Source organism: uncultured Microbacterium sp. (assembly GCF_913776565.1).
Classification (GTDB): Bacteria; Actinomycetota; Actinomycetes; order Actinomycetales; family Microbacteriaceae; genus Microbacterium.
On sequence record NZ_CAJYPF010000200.1, the window covers coordinates 1 to 15,274 of the forward strand.

The 15,274-nt window shown below is 72.4% G+C and carries 15 protein-coding genes; 6 read left to right on the plus strand and 9 right to left on the minus strand.

Annotated elements, in window-relative coordinates; genetic code table 11:
- From QZ433_RS11215 to xylA, 6 genes are all read right to left on the minus strand, one after another.
- On the minus strand, positions 1-1,166 hold a 1,166-nt coding region (locus tag QZ433_RS11215), incomplete at its 3' end, for an FGGY family carbohydrate kinase (protein ID WP_295783358.1).
- 59 nt (positions 1,167-1,225) lie between these two features.
- On the minus strand, positions 1,226-2,677 hold the full coding sequence (locus tag QZ433_RS11220) for an FGGY family carbohydrate kinase (RefSeq protein WP_295783361.1): 1,452 nt from the start codon (positions 2,675-2,677) through the stop codon (positions 1,226-1,228).
- 34 nt (positions 2,678-2,711) lie between these two features.
- Positions 2,712-4,154: an FGGY family carbohydrate kinase gene (locus tag QZ433_RS11225; protein WP_295783364.1), complete on the minus strand. Its 1,443-nt coding sequence runs from the start codon at positions 4,152-4,154 to the stop codon at positions 2,712-2,714.
- Positions 4,155-4,159: 5 nt separating this feature from the next.
- Positions 4,160-4,996: a class II fructose-bisphosphate aldolase gene (locus tag QZ433_RS11230; protein ID WP_295783368.1), complete on the minus strand. Its 837-nt coding sequence runs from the start codon at positions 4,994-4,996 to the stop codon at positions 4,160-4,162.
- Between the two features lie 465 nt (positions 4,997-5,461).
- Positions 5,462-6,853, minus strand: coding sequence for a xylulokinase (gene xylB, locus QZ433_RS11235; RefSeq protein ID WP_295783369.1), 1,392 nt, complete (start codon positions 6,851-6,853; stop codon positions 5,462-5,464).
- A 150-nt stretch (positions 6,854-7,003) separates the two neighbouring features.
- A complete protein-coding gene (gene xylA, locus QZ433_RS11240; RefSeq protein WP_295783372.1) occupies positions 7,004-8,191 on the minus strand; it encodes a xylose isomerase in 1,188 nt (395 codons plus the stop codon).
- A 148-nt stretch (positions 8,192-8,339) separates the two neighbouring features.
- Between xylA and QZ433_RS11245 the strand changes: the two genes are divergently transcribed.
- Complete coding sequence (locus tag QZ433_RS11245; RefSeq protein ID WP_295783373.1) at positions 8,340-8,546, plus strand: type II toxin-antitoxin system VapB family antitoxin; 207 nt, start codon at positions 8,340-8,342, stop codon at positions 8,544-8,546.
- Positions 8,543-8,956, plus strand: coding sequence for a PIN domain-containing protein (locus QZ433_RS11250; RefSeq protein ID WP_295783376.1), 414 nt, complete (start codon positions 8,543-8,545; stop codon positions 8,954-8,956). The genes QZ433_RS11245 and QZ433_RS11250 overlap by 4 nt, the downstream gene beginning before the upstream one ends.
- A gap of 10 nt (positions 8,957-8,966) precedes the next feature.
- On the opposite strand, the gene QZ433_RS11255 is transcribed toward QZ433_RS11250, so the two are convergent.
- Positions 8,967-9,863, minus strand: a complete 897-nt coding sequence (locus QZ433_RS11255) for an alpha/beta hydrolase (protein ID WP_295783378.1) — start codon at positions 9,861-9,863, stop codon at positions 8,967-8,969.
- A gap of 238 nt (positions 9,864-10,101) precedes the next feature.
- On the minus strand, positions 10,102-10,587 hold the full coding sequence (locus QZ433_RS11260) for a glutathione peroxidase (protein ID WP_136587465.1): 486 nt from the start codon (positions 10,585-10,587) through the stop codon (positions 10,102-10,104).
- 68 nt (positions 10,588-10,655) lie between these two features.
- Here QZ433_RS11260 and QZ433_RS11265 point away from each other — a divergent pair, with 68 nt between their 5' ends.
- Together QZ433_RS11265 and QZ433_RS11270 are read left to right on the plus strand one after the other, a co-directional pair.
- Complete coding sequence (locus QZ433_RS11265) at positions 10,656-11,816, plus strand: ROK family transcriptional regulator (RefSeq protein WP_295783382.1); 1,161 nt, start codon at positions 10,656-10,658, stop codon at positions 11,814-11,816.
- A gap of 130 nt (positions 11,817-11,946) precedes the next feature.
- Positions 11,947-13,194 carry a D-arabinono-1,4-lactone oxidase gene (locus tag QZ433_RS11270; RefSeq protein WP_295783385.1) on the plus strand — a complete coding sequence of 416 codons (1,248 nt, stop codon included), beginning with the start codon at positions 11,947-11,949 and terminating at the stop codon, positions 13,192-13,194.
- An 84-nt stretch (positions 13,195-13,278) separates the two neighbouring features.
- Here QZ433_RS11270 and QZ433_RS11275 read toward each other — a convergent pair whose 3' ends face one another.
- Positions 13,279-14,007 (minus strand): SDR family oxidoreductase, encoded by a 729-nt coding sequence (locus QZ433_RS11275; RefSeq protein ID WP_295783387.1) that lies wholly within the window; start codon positions 14,005-14,007, stop codon positions 13,279-13,281.
- A gap of 234 nt (positions 14,008-14,241) precedes the next feature.
- Here QZ433_RS11275 and QZ433_RS11280 point away from each other — a divergent pair, with 234 nt between their 5' ends.
- The gene (locus tag QZ433_RS11280) at positions 14,242-14,940 is read left to right on the plus strand and encodes a nucleoside/nucleotide kinase family protein (RefSeq protein ID WP_295783390.1); all 699 of its coding nucleotides are present in this window, start codon (positions 14,242-14,244) and stop codon (positions 14,938-14,940) included.
- Positions 14,937-15,274 (plus strand): ATP-binding cassette domain-containing protein (locus QZ433_RS11285; RefSeq protein WP_295783393.1); only part of this gene is annotated, 338 nt, incomplete at its 3' end. The genes QZ433_RS11280 and QZ433_RS11285, both read left to right, overlap by 4 nt.

Consider the following 15,274-nt stretch of genomic DNA (forward strand, 5'->3'; position numbering starts at 1 on the left):
CACCCCCCGGCCATGCGGACCTCGGCCGTGCCGCCGACGTCGCGTCGGACCGCCTCGACCGCGTCGCGACCGGCCACCGCGAGAGCTCCCAGCACCGCGGAAGCGCGGGCCCGGGGATCGCTCGGCGCGTCCAGTGAGTACGACGGCTGCCCTCCGCCCCGCTGACCGGGGACGAACCAGCCCGACTCCCACAGCGGCAGCGGCGCGGAGCGACCGATCAACAGGTGCCGGATCGCGCGCCCCACCTCGGCGTCGCGCGAAGCCCACTGCACGTTGCGCGCCAACTCCTCGACGCGCAACAGGGTGCTGCCGGAGGCGCGGATGCCGGGGGCCACATCGACATGGTCGTCGCCCCGCCGCCGCGCGGACGACGACTGAGCGACCACCACCTCGGCCGTGCCCATCGAATCGAGCACCGCCCCCGGAACCATGAGCTGCACGCCCCACCCTCCGATCGGGTGATCGTGGCCGCCGGCCACGGCGATGGCATCCGCCGCCATCACCCCCGCCGCGCGGAGCGCCGGCGACACGATCTCGCCGACCACCGCGCCAGTGGGGACGACGGGCGGCAACAGATCTTCGTCGCCGAGAGACACGGCCACACGATCGCGGTCCCAGGCGCGATCGCCGCTGCGCCAGGCCGCCGTGCGCGGGGCGAGCGTGTCGCTGAGGAAGGTGCGGCCGGTCCAGGCGACGGCGGGGAGGTCGGTGAGGGCGACCCACGCTGCGGCGCGCTCGACACCCGGCTGCGCCCGGGCCCACCGCCAGCCGATGAGCGAGCGCACCGGATCGGTGTCGACGTCGAAGCTGTCGTCGTCGACGAGGTCGGGGCGCAGCGCCTCGAAGACGGCGTGACGCCGCGGGTCGAACCACGCCAGGGCGGGGGTCAACGGGCGCAGCAGCCCGTCGACGAGGACGCCGTCCTCCCCGATCCCGGCGACGCACAGGGCGTGGATCACGCGACTGTCGCCGCAGACCTCGACGACCATGTCCTCGATCGCGAGCACCAGGGCGGCTGCGTCGACGGAGAGATCGGTTCCGGCGCGCCGCGTGGGGCGACTGGCGCGAGCGACGACGGCGCCGTCCGCGGTCACCGCGACGACCTTGGTGTTGGTGCTGCCCACGTCGATGCCCACCACGACGGGGAGGCGTGCGCGCAGGGTCACCGTCGATTCCTCCCGGGGAGCGAGGACGTGCGCCCTCCCCTCGACCTTAGCGGCGCGGTTCAGACGCGCGCGGGCGTGGGGGACGGCGCGCTCGCGAGGTAGCCGAGGGCGATCTGCGCGTCGTGGTGCTGTCGCACGACCTGGGGCGCGGGCGGCGCGGGGGCCACGGGAGAGGTCTCCACCGGCCACCGGGGGAAGGAACCGGTGAGCGCGGCCGCCGCCTGCATCGCGGCGCCCTTGGCGACGTACTCGTCCGCCGTCGGCACCGCGAGGGGCAGGTCGACGAGCTCGGCCAGCACGCGCTGCACGGCACTGTTCTTCGCCGCCCCGCCGATCACCAGCACCCTGCGCGAGTGCACGCCGCACGCGGCGAGCGCGTCCAGCATCGCGACCTGGCTCGCCACCGTCCCCTCGACGATCGCGCGCGCCATGTTCGCGCGCGTGAAGTTCGACAGGCTGGCGCCCAGCACGGCCGCCCGCGCGTGCGGGAGGTCGGGCGTGCGCTCCCCCTCGAAGTACGGCAGCAGCGTCAGTCCCTCCGCTCCCGGGGGTGCCGCGAGCGCCAGCTCGGCGAGCTCATCGTGCGTGCATCCCAGCAGTTCTGCACCGACCTGCAGGTTGCGCGCCGCGTTCAGGGTCGCGACGATCGGCAGGTGATCGCCGGTGGCGTCGGCGTAGCTGCAGACGTAGCCGGCGTAGTCGTGGACCGGATCTGCCGTCCGCGCGTAGACGACGCCCGAGGTGCCCAGGCTCAGCACGGCGTCCCCCTCTTCGAGACCCAGCGCGAGAGCCGCAGCGGCGTTGTCGCCGCTGCCGACCCCGATCGGAAGGCCGGCGGGGATGCCGGGGAGTCCGGCCGCCGTCACCCCGGCGCGATCGAGGGGGCCGAGGATGACGGGCAGCACGACCTGGCGCCCGAACGCGTGCTCGAGAAGATCGGGGGTGTACTCCCCCGTCTCGCCGGACCAGTATCCGGTCCCCGACGCCTCCGACCGGTCCGTGACGAGGCTGTCGATGCCCCCCGTCCCGGGACCGAATCCGCGCAGACGCCACGTGAGCCAGTCGTGCACCACGGCGATGGCCGCGGTGCGGGCGGCGGCATCCGGGAGCTCGTCTCGCAACCAGCGCGCCTTGACGACCGTGTCCGACAGGGTCAGCGGCAGACCGGTCCGCCGGATCCAGGTGTCCCGGCCCAGCTCGGCGTTCAGCGCCACCATGTGCGGGTGGGAGCCCAGATCGTTCCAGAGGGGCGACGCGGTCACCGGGGTTCCGGTCGCGTCCAGGAAGATCGGCGTGTGCTGCTGCCCGCTCACCGACACCGCGAGCACGTCGTCGAGTCCTCCCGCCGCGTGCACGGCGTCGAGGAGGGCGTACCACCACACGTCCGGGTCGACGATCGTCGCGGCGGGGTGCGGCGCCGAGCCCTCCCGGATGCAGGCCCCGGTGTCGAGGTCGCGCACGGTGACCTTGCAACTCTGGGTGGACGAGTCGATTCCCGCGACGAGCCTCATCGCTGCGCCTTTCGTTCGGAGGAGCGTGCGGCGGTCACGCCGGCATCGCCTTCAGGTGTTCCCAGCGCGCAGCGGAGGAGGAGACCCCGTCCTGCAGCATCCGGTGGCGTCGCGGGTCGGGAGCGATCTCGCGAGGGAGCGCGTCCTCCCAGGGGCGGCGGATGCCGTGCGCCAACGCTTGCGCTCCGCGGGAGACGATCTCGTCGACGCCGGCGGCGCTGACCGGAGCGCCGAGCAGGTCGGCTTTGAGCTGAAGCCAGAGGGGGTTGGATGCCGCGGGCCCGATGACCTTCACGCGGTCCAGTTCCGCGCCGAAGAGGGCCCAGACGTCCGCGAACTGGCGGGCGAGCCCGAGGAAGCACCCGAACACGAGTTCGACGGCAGTGGTGTCGGTGCCCACGCCCGCGATCGCACCTCGGGCGCTCGCGTCCTTGTCCGGGGGCGGGCTGCCGCGGAAACGCGGGAGGACCAGGGGAATCCGGCCGAGGTCGATCTCGTCGTCGAGGTAGGCACGGTGAGCGCGGTCGATGAGCGCGCGCACCTCCGCCTCATCGCGGTCGAGGAGCGAGCGCACCGTCGCGAAGGCCGAGCCTCCCGTCGGGATGGAGGCGAAGAGCGTGAAGAACTCGCCGTCGCAGGCGAGACCGCCCGCGATCTTGGTGGCCGCGGTGTCGGCATCCGTTCGCAGATCGCGCACGAGGGTGAGGATCCCCTCGGTGGTCCCGGTGGAATCGAGCATCTCCCCCGGCTGCAGGTCGGCGCCGACACCCCCGACCATGTGATCGTGGCCGGCGACGTGGACCGTCACCTCGTCGAGGCCCCAGGTGTGCGCGATCGCGGGGTCCATCGCGACGCCGAGCGCCGCCGGACGCAGCGGGGGGAAGATCGCCGGATCGACGCCGAGGAGCGCGCACACCTCGCGCGAGGTGCGCCGTTCGCGCAGGTCGAGCGCCATGGTGCGACTGGCGAGCGAGGGCTCGGACCAGCGTCGCCCGGTCAGCAGCGCGGCGACGAACTCCGACACGTTGAGCCACAGGGCGTCGGCGGTGTCGCCCTCGGCGTGAGCCAGCGCCCACGCGACCTTCGACAGCGCGTAGTTCGCGTTGACGGGCAAGCCGGTGACGGCGTAGACGCGTTCCCGCTGGGCGGGGGTGACGTCTCGCAGCAGGGCGGCGCCGCGCTGATCGTGCCAGAGGATCATGGGCGATCGCAGCGAGAGGTCGGCGCCGACGAGCCCTCCCGATTCACCCACGCCCGCGAGCGCGATGCGCTGGACCGCGCGACGCAGAGCCGGTTCGAGACCCGCGACGAAATCCCGGACCGCGTCGAGGAGCGCCTCGATGTCGTAGACCTCGCCGACCCCGTCGCTGACGGTGGGCGTCGCGACGCGTCGCGAGGCGACGAGAGCGCCGTCGCCGTCGAACACGCAGAGCTTGATGCTCGTCGTGCCGATGTCGACCGTGATCGTGGGGGTCATGCGCGTCAGAGGGAGGGGTTGAGCATGCGGATACGGCGCTCGACGACGTCGGAGATCGCCGCGACCGCGTCGAGGGAGACCCGGATGAGGGAGTTCTCGTTCGGGTTCGCGGCGTACGCCTCGCCGAAGCTGCGGATCATGGCGTTGCGCAGGTCGCTCGCGACGTTGACCTTGACCACACCGAAGTCGGCCAGGCGGCCGAGCTGCTCCTCGGGCAGGCCCGAGCCGCCGTGGATGACGAGGGGGACGGGACTGGCCGCGCGCACGCGCTCGAGGAGGTCGAAGTCGATGCGGGCGTTCGGCGCGTACCCGTGCACGTTGCCCACCGACACCGCGAGCATGTCGCAGCCGACGGCGGCGACGAAGTCGGGCACCTGCGCGGGGTCCGTCGTGCTGGCGAACTCCGGGGCGACGTCGTCTTCTTTTCCGCCGATGCTACCGAGTTCCGCCTCGAGGGCGATCGACGCACCGCACATGCGCCGCGCCGTCGCCGACGTGGCGGTGTTCTCGGCCAGCGGCTCCTCGGAGGCGTCGATCATGATCGAGGTGAAATCGGCGGCCAGGGCTGCTTCGACGGCCGCGAGCGACTTGCCGTGATCGAGATGCAGGGCGACCGGCACGGTCGTGTCTGCCAGGCGCCGCGCGACCATGTCGTACACGTACTCGTAGCCGGAGAGCTTCACGTTCGTCGGAGCGACCTGGATGAAGGTCGGCACACCGACCTTCTCGACCGCACCGATGATGCCCATCGTCGTCTCGATGTTCGTGGTGTTGAACGCCCCCGCCACGAGCCCGCGGGCCGTGCACTCCTGGATGACGTCGTGTCCGCTGACCAAAGGCATGGGCAGTCCCTCCGTTGTGGTGACGGAGGCGGGACGGTGAGGCGTCCCGGGTCGATCCGTCCGCGGTCCCTTCCGCGTTGGATGTCAGCGTAGTGCGTAACGTCCATATCGTCCAGTCTGTACGTACAACATGTACGATAGCAAAGCGGATCAGCGCCCGGGAACGCGGCCGACGATCGCTCACCCCCTTGGGAAAGAGCGAACGCGCGCGGCAGGTGGGGCCCCCACCGCCGCCGTCGCAAGCCCTGCGCGGCGGACGGATGAGCGGGCGCGCGGCGACCGATCGGGGCGCTCAAGACCGTGAGGGAGCGCTCCCGAGAAGAGCCCGTCGACGCCCCCCTTACAAGACGTCGACGGGCCCGTCTCTACTCTGGCGTACCCCGGTGCGCCCGGGCCAGAGCATCGTCCGCGCGCCGGACGAGCGGCCTGCGCGCCGCGGCCACCGCTTTCGCGGGACGACCGCCCCTACTCGCGCGCTCGCAGGGCCGCCACCCGGTCGTACTCCGCGCGGACGGCGGGACGGTGATCGGCGTCGACCGCCCGCGTCGTCGCGACGGCCCACTGCACCGGCCCCCCGGCGAGTACGCCCGCGGCCTGTCGCGCCGCGCCGAGGGCGACGTACTCCCCGGCCGCCGGCACCACGATCTCGGCGTCGAACACCTGCGCGGCGATCCGCGCGACCCCCTCGTTCGCCGCCGCCCCGCCGATCAGCAGGATGCGCCGAACCTCCACCCCCTGCGCCTGGATCGCCTCGAGCCCGACGGCCAGGCCGCTGAGCATGCCCTCGATCGCCGCGCGGGCGAGATTCTCGCGGGTGGTGGATGCCAGGGTCAGACCGGTCAACGAGGCTTTCGCATCGGGCAGGTTGGGAGTGCGCTCACCCTCGAACCACGGGACGAGCACGACGCCGCCCGCCCCGGGCTCCGCCGCCAGCGCGAGCGCGCCGAGATCGTCGTGCGACACGCCCAGCAGCCTCGCGATCGCGTCGAGCACGCGAGCCGCGTTGAGCGTCGCGACCAGGGGGAGGAAACGACCGGTCGCGTCGGCGAAACCGGCGACGGTGCCGGTGGTGTCGGCCGTGGGGGACTCGGCGACGGCGAACACCGTGCCGGACGTGCCCAGTGACACCACGACGTCACCGGGGCCCGCCCCCAGCCCCAGGGCCGCACCGGCGTTGTCGCCCGCTCCCGGTCCGACGTGAGCGCCACCGGGCAGGGTTCCCGCGCTCTCCCACGGGCCAAGGACGCGCGGCAGCGTCGCGTCGTGGCCGAGCGCGCGGCGGAACAGGTCGAGGTCGTATCCGTCGGCCCCCCAGTAGGCGGTGCCCGACGCATCCGATCGGTCCGTGACGAGCTCCTCGAGCACGGCGTTGCCCGGACCGAATCCGCGCAGTCGCCAGGTGAGCCAGTCGTGCGGCAACGCGACGGCCGCGACGCGGGCGGCGTGGGCCGGCTCGGCATCCCGCAGCCACCGCAGCTTCGTGCCGGTGAACGATGCGACCGGCACGGCGCCCGTGCGCGCGGCGAACGCCTCGGCCCCGACCTCGGCGATGAGGTCGCGCGCAGCCTGCGCCGAGCGGGTGTCGTTCCAGAGCAGGGCGTCGCGGATGACCGCCCCCTCGGCATCCAGCACGACCATGCCGTGCTGCTGCCCCGCGATCGAGACGGCGGCGACGTCGTCCAGACCGCCGGCCTGGGCGATGGCATCCTGGAGCGCGCTCCACCACGCCTCCGGATCGACGGAGGTGCCCGCGGGATGCGACGCGCGCCCCTCGCGCACCACGCGACCGGTCTCGGCGTCGACGACGACGACCTTGCACGACTGCGTCGACGAATCGACTCCCATGACAAGCGTCATGCTCACTCCTCCTGTTTTCCCCGCACCGGCGCGGCATCCCGTTCAGTGTCCACGACACGCCGTTCCTCGCGGTGGCGATGCGGCGTGTTCTGGACACTCGACGGAAGAGAGGGAGGGGCCCGGATGCCGTGGCATCCGGGCCCTGGGGACTCAGCGCGCGCCGAGCAGGTGCTCGGTCGCGAGCTGCTGCAGACGGACGAATCCGAAGCCCTTTCCGCCGAGGTACGCGTCGACGTCGAAGTCCTCGTACGCCGAGCGGTCGGCGAGCAGGTCGTCGTACGACTCGCCCTCGTTCAGGGTCGGCTTCGCGAGCTCGGCGACCTTGGCGGCCTCGAGCGCCTCCTGCACCTCGGGGTCGGCGCGGAAGGCCGCGGCGCGCTCCTTGAGCAGCAGGTAGGTGTTCATGTTGGCCGAGACGGAGTCCCAGACGCCGGTCTCGTCCTCGGTGCGCGAGGGCTTGTAGTCGAAGTGGCGCGGGCCGTCGTACGCGGGCACGCCGCCGGGGCCGCCGTTCTCGAGCAGATCGACCAGCGCGAAGGCGTTGTGCAGATCGCCGTGGCCGAAGACGAGGTCCTGGTCGTACTTGATGCCGCGCTGACCGTTGAGGTCGATGTGGAAGAGCTTGCCGTGGTACAGCGCCTGGGCGATGCCGGCGGCGAAGTTCAGACCCGCCATCTGCTCGTGGCCGACCTCGGGGTTCAGACCCACGAGCTCGGGGCGCTCGAGCGAGTCGATGAAGGCGATCGCGTGGCCGAGCGTCGGCAGCAGGATGTCGCCGCGGGGCTCGTTGGGCTTGGGCTCGATGGCGAAGCGGATGTCGTAGCCCTTGTCGGTGACGTAGTCGCCGAGCAGGTTGACGGCCTCGCGGTAGCGCTCGAGCGCCTGACGGATGTCCTTCGCGGAGTCGTACTCGGCGCCCTCGCGGCCGCCCCACATGACGAACGTCTTCGCGCCGAGCTCGGCGGCGAGGTCGAGGTTGCGCAGCACCTTGCGCAGGGCGAAGCGGCGCACCTGACGGTCGTTCGAGGTGAAGCCGCCGTCCTTGAAGACCGGGGCCGAGAAGAGGTTGGTCGTGACCATCGGCGTCACGATGCCGGTGGCCTCCATCGCGCCCTTGAGGCGGTCGATCTGGGTCTGACGCTCGGCCTCGGTCGAGCCGAACGCGAAGAGGTCGTCGTCGTGGAACGTCAGGCCGTAGGCGCCGAGCTCGGCGAGCTTCTCGACGACGTGCACGACGTCGAGCGGCGTGCGGGTGGGACCGCCGAAGGGATCGGTGCCGTTGTATCCGACGGTCCAGAGGCCGAACGAGAACTTGTCATCGCGGGTGGGGGTGGGCATTCCTGCTCCTTCGCATGGACGCACCGGTGCGCGGTGACGCACCGTCGGTTTTGTTGGTGCTCACAACATATACCCCGGACGCCGCGGCGTCCACCCCCGCGTGGGCGGCAATCAGGCATATAATGATCTATATAGCGAAGGAGTGATCATGGCCCTCACCAGCGTCGACCTCGACCCCCGGCTCATCGAGCGTGCGCGCATCTTGACCGGCGAGCCGTCCAACCGCGCCGTGCTCGACCTCGCCCTTCGCCGACTCATCGCCTCGAAGCAGAAGGACGCCATGATTGCGGGGATCGCCGGCCTCACCGACTTCGCAGCGGGCCTCGACGCTCCCGTCGTCACACCCGAACCGTGACGGACTACCTGGTCGACAACTCGGTCTGGGCACGACTCGCCTCGGGAGACCCCGCGATCCGAACGCGTCTCGACCGGATCGCCCGCTCCCCCTCCGATCTCTTCGTCACCTGTCCGCCCCAGGTCCTCGAGTTCTGTCACAGCGCGCGGTCACCCGAAGAGCACGCTCACTACCTCGAGCAGATCTCCCTGGGTTTCCCCCTCGAGCGGGCACCGGACGAGTCTTCGGCCGTCGGCATCCAGTCCGCCCTGTGGAACGCCGGTTTCGTGCGTGGCGCGGGCGCGGTCGACATCCTGATCGCTGCGTACGCGATCGCGAACGACGCGACGATCCTGAGCGCAGACCGCGACTTCGACCACATCGCCGCCGTGACGGACCTCGCTCACGAGTACGTCGCGCCCGCGCCCTGACCCGTTCGCGTCAGCGCCCGAGCGCCGCGTCCACCAGCGCGAACACCTCGGGGTCCCAGGTGAGCGCGCGCTCCCACGGCAGACCGAACGCCTCGGCGAAGAAGATGCTGTGCACGTGGTCGTCGAACGCGTGCCGCTCGACGATCGGCAGCACCGCGGAGGGCACGTGATCGGCACGGCCGCTGGTGAGGGAGACCAAGCCGTCGTGGGGCCACAGCTGCGCCGGCTCGGTCGACGCGGCGAAGTACCCGGCCCCGACGGCGGTCACCGGGATGCCGTCGAGCACACCCGCCTGACGGTCGTTCCAGCCGCGCAGGTACCGACGCGAGACCTCCGCGGCCGCCCCCTCGGAGTTCGCGGCCGCGTACGGGCGTGCCTCGGCGAGGATCTGCAGGGTGTCGGGGTCGCCCTGGGCATCGGCCTCGGAGATCTCGCCGTCGATCAGGTCTCCGAGCACCGATCCGTCCCACGGCGTGCCCAGGGTCACGAGGTGCTCCACCCGCGGACCGTCGCCCGCGAGCTCGCGGATCGCGGCGCGCGAGAACAGTCCGCCCATCGAGTGGCCGACGAGGTCGATGCTCGCCAACCCCTGCTCCGCGGTCAGCCACCGCAGGAACGCGGCGAGCGAGACCCCGGCGTCGTCGATCCGTCCGACGGCGTTGATCGTGACCGCGTCCGACAGCACGACGGGCACGTCGTCGAAGCCCTGCCACCCGGCATCCCGCTCGACCGTCCCCGCCCCGATGCGGGCGGGCGCCGTGAACACGGGCACCCCCCGGTCGAGGTGGTGCGCACGCAGGGCCGTCATGGTGTTGCCGGCCGCGAGCCCCGTCGCCGCCGCCCGCTCGGGGTCGGTGAAGGGGGTGACGGCGGCACCACCGGAGACGAGGACGACGGCATCGGCCATGAGGACTCCTTCGGGTCGGATCCCGGTCAGGATAGGGCAGACCGTCGACACCGGCCGACCGCGGCCCGGGCCGGTCGCGTGTCCGCGTCACGCCGCGCCGGCCCGCTCCGGAGCGTCGGGAGACTCCGCCGGAGCAGCGGCGGCCGGGGCCGGACACCGCGGGCCGGGGCCGGGCGCCTCCGGACCCGGGCGCGTCCGGAGCCGCCGCTTCCGGGGCCGGGCTCGGCGGGGCCGGGCCTCAGCGCGGGAGCGCGTCCTCGATCGCCGCGACGACCTCGGGCGCGTCGGGCAGGGTGCGCGGGCTGAAGCGCGTCACGCGACCGTCGGGGGCGACGACGAACTTCTCGAAGTTCCACGAGATGCGACCGGTCTTGCCCTCGGCATCCGGGGTCGTCGTGAGCTCCTTGTAGAGCGGGTGGGCGTTGCGGCCGTTGATCTTGACCTTCTCCGACATCGGGAAGGTCACGCCCCACGTGGCGGAGCAGTACTCGGCGATCTTGTCCTCGTCGCTGAGCTCCTGCAGGAACTGGTTGCTGGGGAAGCCGATCACCGTGAACCCGCGGTCGGCGTACTTCTTGTGCAGCGCCTCGAGCGCCTCGTACTGCGGGGCGAGGCCGCACCGCGAAGCGACGTTCACGACGAGCGCCGCCTTGCCGGCGGTCAGGTCGCCGAAGGTCGTCTCTTCGCCGCGGATGGTCGTGATGGGGATGCCGGAGAGGTCCATGCTCCGATCCTGGCACCGTGCGCTCTGCCCGGGGTGGGAATCGGTCCGGCGCATGGCACAGTGGTCGGATGGTCACCGCGGGCAGTCGGGGCGACGGCATGCGCCGCGCCAATCTGGCGCTCGTGCTGCGCACCGTCCATCGCGAGGGCCCGCGCTCCCGCGCCGCCCTCACCGAGGCGACCGGCCTCAACCGCTCGACGATCGCCGATCTCGTGGGAGAGCTGCAGCGGGCGGGCCTCGTCGTCGAGCGCGCCTCGGAGACGCAGGGACGCGTCGGGCGCCCCTCGCCGATCGTCGAACCCGATCCCCGCGTCGTCGCGATCGCGGTGAATCCCGAGGTCGACGCCCTCGACCTCGGCGCGGTCGCTCTCGACGGCACGATCGTGGTCCGCGAGCGCCTCGCCCAGGACGCGCTGCTCACCCCCGCGCGCACCGCCGAGCTCGTCGGCATCCATCTCGATCTCTGGCGGGGCGGCGTCCTCGCCGACGCGCGACCGGTCGGGGTGGGCGTGGCGGTGCCGGGGCCCGTGCGGGCCGGGGACGGGCTCGTCCGCGAGGCGCCGCACCTCGGCTGGCACGACGCGCCGCTTGCGGAGATGATGACGGATGCCACGGGCCTGCCCTCCCACGTCGCCAACGACGCCGCCCTCGGCGCGGTGGCCGAGCACCTGTTCGGCGCCGCGCGCGGGGTGCACGACGTGGTCTACCTCAACGGCGGCGCGAGCGGTATCGGCGGGGCCGTGATCGTGGGCGGGAATCCCCTGGGCGGCGCGGGCGGGTACGCCGGCGAGTTCGGCCAGAACCGTCCCGGCATCGTCGACCCCGGCGACCGCCGGGCCGCCGACGGCGTGCTCGAAGACGAGGTGAGCCGAGCCCTGCTGCTCGACGCGGTGGGAGCGGGCGCCCTCGACGACGCGGCCCTGCGCGACGCCCTCTCCCGCAGCTCCGACGCCGCGGTGCGCGCCGAGACCGAGCGCCAGCGGCGGATCCTCGCGACCGCCCTGGCCAACGCCGCGAACGTCATGAACCCCGCGGTGATCGTGCTGGGGGGCTTCCTCGCCGCTCTCGCCGAACTCGACCTCGACGGCCTCGATCGGGCCGTGCGGGCGCAGACGATCCCCGCGTGCGCCGAGGGGTTGCGCGTGGCCGTCGCCGAGCTGGGCGAGGACCGCCTGCTCGTCGGCGCGGCCGAGGCCGTGTTCGAGGCCGCACTGTTCCCCGCGCGCTGACCCGGGCCGGCCACGCGCGGCGAGGCGTCGCCCCGGACCGCGGTCGGGCGGAGCCGGTGCCGGCCCGCCCCGATGTCGGTGGGACGGGGCAGGATGGAGGCGTCCGCCCCGTCCCACCCCAGGAGATTCCATGATCGAGACGCGTTCCGCCGGAGCCACCTGGTCGGGCAACCACCGCTACCGCGCCACGGAGGTGCTGCTGCCCGCCGACCTCGACGAGCTCGCCGAGGTCGTGGCATCCGCCGATTCGCTGCGCGTGCAGGCGACCCGGCACACGTTCAACGACATCGCCGACTCCGCGGCGGCTCTCGTGTCACTCGAGCGGATGCCGACGCGCATCGACCTCGTCGGCGATCGCGTGCGGGTCGAGGGGCTCGTGACCTTCGCGCAGCTCGCTCCGGTGATCGAGACGCAGGGCCGGGCGCTGCACAACCTCGGCTCGCTCCCGCACATCTCGGCCGCGGGCGCCACCGCCACCGGAACGCACGGATCGGGCGTGCGCAACGGAAACCTCTCGAGCGCGGTGCGGGCCGTCGAGATCATGGATGCCGACGGCCGCACGCACCGCGTCGACGAGACGCACGAGTGGTTCGGCGCGGCCGCCCTGAGCCTGGGCGCCCTCGGCGTCGTCACCGCCGTCGAGCTGCAGACCGAGCCGACGTACGAGGTGACCCAGCAGGCGTACACCGGCGTGGCCTGGGACGACATCGCGGGCGACCCCGAGCGGGTGTTCGGCGGGTCGCGCAGCGTCAGCGTCTTCACGACGTGGGGCGACCCGGCGCACGACCTGGTGTGGGCGAAGAGCGACGCGGGCGCCCCGGCCTGGGTCGAGGATCTCGGCGGGCGGCCGGTCGGCGACGACATCCACCTCGGGCGCATCCGCACGGTCGACAACACGACCCCACGCGGGTCGGCCGGGCCGTGGCACACGCGCCTTCCGCATTTCCGCGCCGATGCGCTCCCGAGCGACGGCGATGAGATCCAGTCCGAGTACTTCGTGCCCTTCACCGCGGCGCGCGACGCCCTTGCCGCGGTCCGCGCGATCGCGCCCGCGTTCGACGCGCAGCTGCTGGTGACCGAGCTGCGCACCGTCGCCGCCGACGACCTGTGGATGAGCCCCGCGTACCAGCGCGACGTGCTCGCGATCCACTTCACCTGGCGCAACGACACCGAGGGCGTGCTCGCGGTGCTGCCGCACATCGAGGCCGCCCTCGCACCGTTCGACGTGCGCCCGCACTGGGGCAAGGCGTTCACCATGCCCGGCGAGGCCGTCCGCGCCACCCTCCCCCGGGCCGAGGACTTCCTCGCCGCCGCCCGCGAGGTCGACCCGCGGGGCGTCTTCCGCAACGCGTTCCTGGAGCGCACGCTGGGCCGGTAGCCCGGGACGTGCCCCGCGGCATCCACCTGGATCCCGCCGCGGAGCACGACGCCCGGAAGGAGACCCAGCCTCCCGCCGCGCGGGTCAGCGGCTGGAGTAGCCGCCGTCGATGGGGAGCGAGACGCCCGAGATCATTCCGGCGCCGTCGCTGAGCAGGAACACGATGGGCGCGGCGATGTCGTCCTCGGTCGCCCACTTGTGCAGCGGCATCGCCTCGAGGAAGGGCCCCTCGATGTCGGGTCGGCCCCAGTACCACGCCGACATCGGCGTCATGACGACGGTCGGGTTGACGCTGTTGACGCGGATGCCGTATCCGCCGAGTTCGAGGGCCGAGACGCGCGTGATGTTGTCGAGGGCGGCCTTCGACGAGCCGTACGAGATGTGTCCGGTGAGGGCGACGAGGCTCGCCTGGCTCGAGACGTTGACGATCGCACCGCCCTTGCCGACGCGGATCATCTCGCGCGAGGCGTACTTGGTGACCAGCAGCGAGCCGCGCGCGTTGATGCTCATGACCTTGTCGAAGACGTCGATGTCGGTGTCCATGGGCGTGGCGATCTCGCCGCCCCAGCCACCGCAGTTGACGACGCCGTAGAGGTCGCGGCCCTCGATCGCGGAGCGGATCTCGTCCTCGGACTCGAGGTCGAACACGACCGGCTCGGCCCCGGTCTCGGCGGCGATGGCCTCGACGCTGTCGGCCGTGCGCCCGGCGGCGAGGACGGTCGCACCGGCAGCGATGAGGTGGCGGACGGTCGCGCCGCCGATCCCGCCACCGGCGCCGGTGACGAGGATGGTGCGGTCAGTGAATTCGGTCATGGGGAGGCTCTTTCGCGGGCTCGGTGTCGAGAACGACGTCGGGGGCGTCGCGGCCCATGATAACCACAGAATCACGCGGATGACTTCGGTGTCATGACGAATTGGTCACGGGTGTTGACACCGGTGTCACGGTGGGCTTACCGTAACCGGAGTTCGACCGGTGGGGCCCTCCACCGGACCGCTTCATCGACGCAGCACTCCGACGTGCGGCGTCCCCGGAAGGACCACACCGCCGTGACCCGCACCTCGCAGAACGCTCGGCCGATCGCCGCCGCGACCGTGCACCTCGACGACCTCGTCGAGCGTGCGCGCTCTCTCGTCGCGACCGGTCAGCGCCGCGTTCTGGGACTCGCCGGCACCCCCGGCGCGGGCAAGTCCACCGTCAGCGACGCGCTGCTCGCCGCCCTCGGCTCCGACGCCGTCCTGGTGGGCATGGACGGCTTCCACCTCGCCAACGAGGAGCTCGTGCGTCTCGGACGCCGCGACCGCAAGGGCGCCCCCGACACCTTCGACGTCGACGGATACATCGCCCTCCTCGACCGCATCCGGGCCGGCCACGCGGTCTACGCCCCGCGCTTCGATCGTGCCCTGGAGGAGTCGATCGGCTCGGCCGTGCACGTGCCCGCCGACGTGCCGCTCGTCATCACCGAGGGCAACTACCTGCTGCACGACGCTTTCGGGTGGGATGCCGTGGCATCCCGCCTCGACGAAGTCTGGTTCCTCGACATCGAGGCGCACCTGCGCCGCGAGCGCCTCGTCGCCCGCCGCCTCTCCCACGACCACCCCTACGACGAAGCCGTCGCCTGGGTCCGCGAGGTCGACGAGCGCAACGCCGCCGTCGTCGAGCGCGGACGCCACCGGGCCGACCTCGTCGTCACCGTCTCCGACACCCCCGCCGGGGGCGCCGGTCACCACGAAGGAGCTTCCTCATGAGCACCACCACGGCCACGCCCGTGCTGCAGGCGCGGGGCCTGTCGCGTCAGTTCGGGTCCGTTCGCGCCCTGAACAACGTCGACTTCGAGGTCTACCCCGGCGAGGTCACCGCGCTGATCGGCGACAACGGCGCCGGCAAGTCCACGCTCGTGAAGGCGCTGTCGGGAAACCTCGCGGTCGACGAGGGCGAGATCCGCTTCGACGGCAAGCCGATCGAGATGACCAACCCGCAGGTGGCGTCGTCGCTCGGCATCGAGACGGTCTACCAGGATCTGGCCCTGGCCCCGCACCTCGACCCGGTGCAGAACATGTACCTCGGCCGCGAGATCCGCCG

Coding starts and splice junctions, on each gene's coding strand:
- QZ433_RS11225 (WP_295783364.1), bottom strand. CDS start 4,154: ATGACCCCCACGATCACGGTCGACATCGGCACGACGAGCATCAAGCTC.
- xylA (WP_295783372.1), bottom strand. CDS start 8,191: ATGCCCACCCCCACCCGCGATGACAAGTTCTCGTTCGGCCTCTGGACC.
- QZ433_RS11270 (WP_295783385.1), top strand. CDS start 11,947: ATGATCGAGACGCGTTCCGCCGGAGCCACCTGGTCGGGCAACCACCGC.
- QZ433_RS11230 (WP_295783368.1), bottom strand. CDS start 4,996: ATGCCTTTGGTCAGCGGACACGACGTCATCCAGGAGTGCACGGCCCGC.
- QZ433_RS11255 (WP_295783378.1), bottom strand. CDS start 9,863: ATGGCCGATGCCGTCGTCCTCGTCTCCGGTGGTGCCGCCGTCACCCCC.
- QZ433_RS11245 (WP_295783373.1), top strand. CDS start 8,340: ATGGCCCTCACCAGCGTCGACCTCGACCCCCGGCTCATCGAGCGTGCG.
- QZ433_RS11275 (WP_295783387.1), bottom strand. CDS start 14,007: ATGACCGAATTCACTGACCGCACCATCCTCGTCACCGGCGCCGGTGGC.
- QZ433_RS11220 (WP_295783361.1), bottom strand. CDS start 2,677: ATGAGGCTCGTCGCGGGAATCGACTCGTCCACCCAGAGTTGCAAGGTC.
- xylB (WP_295783369.1), bottom strand. CDS start 6,853: ATGACGCTTGTCATGGGAGTCGATTCGTCGACGCAGTCGTGCAAGGTC.
- QZ433_RS11265 (WP_295783382.1), top strand. CDS start 10,656: ATGGTCACCGCGGGCAGTCGGGGCGACGGCATGCGCCGCGCCAATCTG.
- QZ433_RS11260 (WP_136587465.1), bottom strand. CDS start 10,587: ATGGACCTCTCCGGCATCCCCATCACGACCATCCGCGGCGAAGAGACG.